This is a genomic window from bacterium (genome assembly GCA_039961635.1).
GTDB lineage: Bacteria > 4484-113 > 4484-113 > JAGGVC01 > JAGGVC01 > JABRWB01.
In genome coordinates, this window is sequence record JABRWB010000001.1 from 91,172 (window position 1) to 97,171 (window position 6,000).

The 6,000-nt window shown below is 56.8% G+C and carries 4 protein-coding genes; 3 read left to right on the plus strand and 1 reads right to left on the minus strand.

Annotated features, from left to right (window positions below; all coding sequences use genetic code 11):
• The first annotated feature begins 49 nt into the window (after positions 1–49).
• The 3 genes from HRF49_00440 (at position 50) to HRF49_00450 (ending at position 4,176) form a co-directional block, all read left to right on the plus strand.
• Entirely contained in the window at positions 50–442 is a 393-nt protein-coding gene (locus tag HRF49_00440) for a transposase (protein MEP0813118.1), read from the plus strand.
• Positions 443–568: 126 nt separating this feature from the next.
• Positions 569–2,407 carry an ABC transporter ATP-binding protein gene (locus tag HRF49_00445; GenBank protein MEP0813119.1) on the plus strand — a complete coding sequence of 613 codons (1,839 nt, stop codon included), beginning with the start codon at positions 569–571 and terminating at the stop codon, positions 2,405–2,407.
• A complete protein-coding gene (locus tag HRF49_00450; protein ID MEP0813120.1) occupies positions 2,404–4,176 on the plus strand; it encodes an ABC transporter ATP-binding protein in 1,773 nt (590 codons plus the stop codon). The genes HRF49_00445 and HRF49_00450 overlap by 4 nt, the downstream gene beginning before the upstream one ends.
• 6 nt (positions 4,177–4,182) lie before the next feature.
• On the opposite strand, the gene HRF49_00455 is transcribed toward HRF49_00450, so the two are convergent.
• Positions 4,183–6,000: tetratricopeptide repeat protein (locus HRF49_00455; protein ID MEP0813121.1), on the minus strand; the 1,818-nt coding region annotated here is incomplete at its 5' end.

Below are 6,000 nucleotides of genomic sequence, written 5' to 3' on the forward strand. Positions count from 1 at the left end.
TGCTCATTGGCGGCGAAACATGTTTTGTTACTGGATCGACGTTTAAAAGATTCGATTTGCCGCCAAAAGCGCGGGGGATTACATTGAATACAATTTTGACATTTGCGAATTCAATGTACTTGCATTTGCCGCGGTGATTATGACAAACCATTTTCTTGTCCTGTTGCAGCCTAAGTTCGTAGAGGGCGACAGATCGATTGGTTTGGATAAGGTAACGAACATGATCAAAGGACGATCATCGCATGATATTAGCAAGCTGCTGGGCCAATCCGGAACGCTTTGGGGACGTGGATATTTCGATGACATTGTTAACGGAGAAAAATCATTAAATGCAGGATTAAACTATTTGCTGGATAATCCCATGAAAGCCAAGCTGGCAAAGAATTGGGAAGAATATCCCTGCCTGTGGACGAGTGGAATGAACAATCAGATTGGCGGATGAATTCGCTCTCCAAGATCGCGGTCTAGAGGCCGCGCTCCTTTGTTTATAAACCGAATTCCACTGTTACTCCCCCTGCCCGATGGGGTATCATACTCGTTCGGCCAACCGGCCGTATGAGATGATGGCATGTGGTGGCATTTTTCCGAAACCGAAGAAGGCGTGCGGCGGCAGTCGATCAAGGAGCTTCTCTCCAAGGTCGTGCCGCTGTTCCGGCCGTATAAAGGCTACCTGCTTCTCGCTCTCGGGCTGCTTGTGCTTATCACGCTTTCCCAGCTCGCCGGGCCGCTCGTCCTCAAGCACATCATAGACAAAAGCGTTCCGGCCAAGGATGTTGCGGGCGTGCTCATCGCCGCGCTCATCTATATATTCGTGGTCGCAGGCGGCGCGGGCGTGGGCTACCTGCAGGCTATCAACCTGTTCCGGCTGGGCATCAACGTCATCACCGACCTCAAGGGCAGGCTGTTCGAGCACGTTTTGCATCTCGGCCTCGACTTCCACGAGCAGCATCCGCCGGGCAAGCTTATCTCCCGCGTCGAAAGCGACACCGAAACGCTGAAGGAGTTGTTCGGCGACGTCGCGGTCAACCTGCTGCGCAACATTATTCTGTTCGTCGGAATACTTGTCGTGCTGTTCTTCCAGAATGCAGCGATTGCGGCGTGGATATTTTTGCTTGTTCCACTGATGTTCGGAGCCACATTCCTGTTCCTGACGAAGATGCGCAAGTACTGGCGTGAGTGGCGCGCGCAGTGGGCCATCGTGACCGGCTACGTCACCGAGTACGTGCAGGGAATCGAAGTCATCCAGCAGTTCAACTACCAGCAGCGCGCGCGGGAGCGGATGCGCGAGGTCAACCTCGGCAAGTTCCGCGTCGAAGTGCCCGCGATGTTCTTCGAGTACGGCTTCTGGGGCGGGTTCATGTACGGCGAAATCGTGGCGATAGTCGTCGTGCTTGTGATAGGCGTCAAGGGAGTGATGGCAGGAACGCTGACCGTGGGAACGCTGGTGCTTTTCATAGAGTTCATCCGCAAGATGTTCGAGCCGATCATGATGGTCAGCGAGCAGCTTAACTTCATCCAGCGCTCTATGATTTCGGTCGAGCGCGTGTTCGGAATCCTCGAAACGAAGCCGTCCATCGTGGACGGCCCCGCGCCCGCCGAGGAACTCAAGTTCGAACGCGAAATCCGGTTCGAAAACGTGCGGTTTGCGTACGAAACCGGCAACTGGATCGTCAACGGCGTGAGTTTCAGCATCCGCAAGGGAGAAAAGGTCGCGCTGGTCGGAACTTCCGGCGGCGGCAAGAGCACGATCGTAAATCTGCTGTTGCGCTTCTACGATCCGCAGGAAGGCCGGATTACGGTGGACGGCCGCGACATCCGCGAGTTCCCGGTAAAGGCATGGCGCGGACTGGTCGGCCTCGTCCTGCAGGATATTTTTCTGTTTCCCGGAAGCGTCGCGGACAACCTGCGCGTCTTCGACCGCTCGATATCGCTTGAGCGCGTCGCGGAAACCGCGGCGATATCGCGCGCGGACGGAATCATCGAGCGCATACCAGGCGGATACGAAGGTGAGCTTGCCGAGCGCGGCGCGAATCTGTCTGTCGGAGAGCGCCAGCTCATTTCGTTCGCGCGCGCGCTGGTTTACGATCCGCCGCTGCTCGTTCTCGACGAAGCGACAAGCTCGGTCGATCCACATACCGAGCGGATGGTGCAGGAAGCGCTCGACCGGCTGCTCGCGGGGCGCACCGCGGTCATCGTCGCGCACAGGCTTTCGACCATTTTAAACGCCAACAAAATTCTTCTGATTCACGACGGGCGGATTGCCGAGGAAGGCAGGCACGAAGAGCTTCTGGCGCTCGACGGGCTGTACGCGAAGCTTTTCAGGCTGCAGTTCGCCGGGATGGCGGGCGAGCCGGCCGCGCCGGTCGCGCCGTTGCAGGCGGCCGCGGCGGGCGGAGGTGCGGCATGAAACACATCCGCTGGATCGCTTCGTTTTGGAAGCCGCACCGCAAATGGCTTTACGCACTGTTCTTTCTAACACTCCTGTCCAGCGCGGTCACGATCGGATACCCGCTTGTCTTCAAGTATTTGATCGACGCGATAAACAAAGCGCTGGCCAACAATGCGCCGGAAGTTTCAAGCTCGGTCACATGGCGGCTTGTCGGAGTAATCGCGGCCATCGGCCTCGCCCGATCGCTTGCGAATCTCTATCCCGGCACGCGCGCGATGATCAACGCGAAGCTTGAGATGGACATCCGGCAGCACTACTTCAGCGCAATCGTGGGCAAGGGTTACAGGTTTTTCCAGAAATTCCGCACGGGCGATCTGGTAACACGCCTGACCGACGACATCGGAGGATTCCCCAAGATCGCGTGGTTTTCTTGCTCCGGAATATTCCGCGCGGTCGAGTCTGGTTCGAAGTTCCTATTCTGCATGGGGTTCATGTTCTACATGAACTGGCTTCTTGCGGTGCTGACTTTGCCGCCGCTCGCCGTGATGCTTTACCTTTTCTACCGCGTGCGTACGATACTGGGGCAGCGCGCGGCGGACAGGCAGCGGATAATCTCCAAAACGAACGACGCTCTTGAGGCCGCGTTCAGCGGAGTGCGCATCGTCAAAGCGTTCACCGCGGAAAACGGACAAGCCGCCGAGTTCCGCAAAATCCTGAAAGAGCGTATCGGTATCGAGCTTTTGCTGATGACCCTCTGGATGGGAATGCATAATCTTTACTGGGCGATTGAATTCGTCGGACAGATAGTCGTCGTGGTTGCAGGCGGCCTGATGGTGATAAACGGCACGCTGACCATTGGCGAATTCTATGCGTTCTACGTGTATCTCTCGCTGTTGCTGGGGCCGCTGATGGACATTCCCAACCTGTTCGTGACATCCCGGCAGGCCTTCGCGTCGATAGACCGCGAAATAGAAATCGAGGAAACGCCGGGCGGCACAGAGCGGGCGTTCGACGGCAAGGAAGAAGTGCCCGCGCTGAATTCGCTTGAAATTCGCGGCGCATCGTTCAAATACAACGAAAATCTGCCTTGTTCGCTGGACGGCATAGACATCTCGATTTCGCGGGGCGAGCGCGTCGCGGTCGTGGGCCAGGTGGGCAGCGGCAAATCCACGCTTCTTAAAATGGCGGCGGGCATACTCCCAATAACGGCGGGCGAAGTCCTGGTGAACGGAATGCCGATTGAAAAGCTCGACATCGCGAAATACAGAAACCGCGTCGGCTATATCCCGCAGGAGGCGACGCTTTTTTCGGAAACCGTTGCGGACAACGTAAGGTTCGGCCGCGCGGTGACCGAATCCGACGTAGAAAGATCGCTGGAAGTCGCCCAGGTGCTGGACGAAATGAAATCGCTTCCGAACGGCCTGGCGCAAGTGCTCGGACAGCGCGGCCTAACGATTTCAGGCGGCCAGAAGCAGCGGCTCGCGATCGCGCGCGCGCTTGCGGGCTCGCCCGACCTGTTGTTGATGGACGACTGCACCGCTTCGCTCGACGCAGAAAACGAGCGCGCGTTCTGGCAGATGTTCCGCGAGACCAATCCCGACGCAGCGTGTCTGATCGTTACGCACAGGCTGGCGACCGCGCGCCAGGCCGACACCATTTACGTGCTTGCCGACGGGAAAATCGTGGGCAAGGGCACGCACCAGGAACTGCTGGAGAATTGCGAAGAGTACCGCAGCTTCCTGACGCGCGAGGAACTGGTCGCTGCCTTAAAACCCGCGGTCGTTTAGGCGCGGCTAACCGCCGCCGCTTTGCGCCGCGGCATTGTTAATCAGCGCGTCCGCCGCGGCCGCCATACCCTCAAGTCCCGCGCCGCGCGCCTTTTCCGCGACGCCCCGCAATATGGCGATGCCTTCTTCGGTTCTGCCGGCTGAAAGCAGCGCCTGACCGTAATTGAGCAATCCTTCCGCGGTGTATTCCGCTATTCCTGTACCCTCCAGCAGATCCACGCCTTCCTTCGACTTTGCAAGCCCCGATTCGGGATTTCCATCCTGGACTTCGTACTTGCCAAGATATGTCAGCCGAAGGCCGACTTCCGCAGTGTTTCCGCAAGCGCGCGCAATTTCGAGAGATTCGGCAGCCAATTTTGCCGCGCGGTCGAGCGCGCCCCTGCGCTCCTCCGCCAAGCCGATATTTCCCGCGGCGACGCCTTCCATCTCGTCCATTTTGAGTTCCCGGTAAATTTCGCGCGCCTGCTCGCCGTATTCCACCGACTGCCCGGCCTCGCCCTGCCCTAAGCAAACAAGGCCCAAATTGAGAAGCATGTTGGCTTCTTCCGCCTTGTTGCCGATGTCTTGGATCAGCTCCAGCCCGCTTTGGTAATACCCGCGCGCCTCGGCGTACCTCGCCTGCATGGATGCGATGATACCCATGTTGGAAAAAGCGCGCTGTTTGCCCAACCTGTCCCCGAGCTTTTCAAACACTTCGAGTGCTCGCTTAAACGCTTCCGAAGCATCCGAAAGCATTCCTCCGTTGATCAGCAAGCCGCCTTGATTAAGATAAACGCTTCCTTCAAGAGCGGAATCGCCGCCGTCCCGCGCCGCCGCAAGCGCTTCTTTGAGATAATTGAGCGCTTCGTCGAATTTTCCCCGCCGCTCGCTTATTCGGCCAAGAGTCAGAAGTATCCGGCCCAGAGTTCGTTCGTCTCCTATTTCGCGGCAAAGTTCTCTTGCTTTCAGTTGCAACTCCAACCCGGCCTCGACATCGCCGAGATTCGCCTTGAATACGCCGAGAATCCTGGACAGTCGCGCTTGTTGCGCCTTGTCCCCGCGCTCCATCGCAAGCGCCAGCGCCCCCTCGGCAGTTGCAAGCCCGTTGCGATAAAGCCCGAGCGAATTGCAGCATTCCAAAAGCGCGATGCTCAAATCCAGCTCGGTTCGAATCCTTTCTTCTTCAGGCAATCCCGCGCGAGAAAGCAGGGCAAGCGCGGACGAGTACATTTCTTTCGCAGCAGCGAACCTGCTTAGGTCGCTCCTGTGCTTTCCAGCCTTTTGGTAGTATTCGACTGCCTTTGAATACAATTCCGCCCTTTCGTAATGATACGCAAGGACTGAATAAAAATCGTCCAGCCTTTCCGAAAAGAGGTTTTCGATAGCTTCCGCGGCCAATGAATGCAGTGTTCTTTTGTTGGTGCGCAAGAGGGTGTTGTAGGCGGCTTCCTGTATAAGGAGGTTACGGAAAAAAAATTTGTCATCGGAAGTTTCGCTCTGGCTGTCCTCCGCAAACACAAGCTGCTTTTCCGACAGCTGTTTTAAAATATTCCGCAAACTCTCCTGCGAATGGCCGCGAACGGTGCGCGCCATAATCCTGTCCAGCACGGCGAATACGAATTCCATACCCAAAACGCTCGCTTTTTGAATCAGATCCTTGGATTCCTTGTCCAGCCTGTCTATGCGAGAAAGAATAATCGAGTTTACAGATGACGGAATTTCAAGCGATTCGATCCTTCCCGAAATCCTCCATCCTTCTTCGGTTTCGCGGAAAATACCTCGCTCGGCCAGCAAATGCACGATTTCTTCGAGGAAAAACGGATTGCCTTGAGATCTGGATGCTAC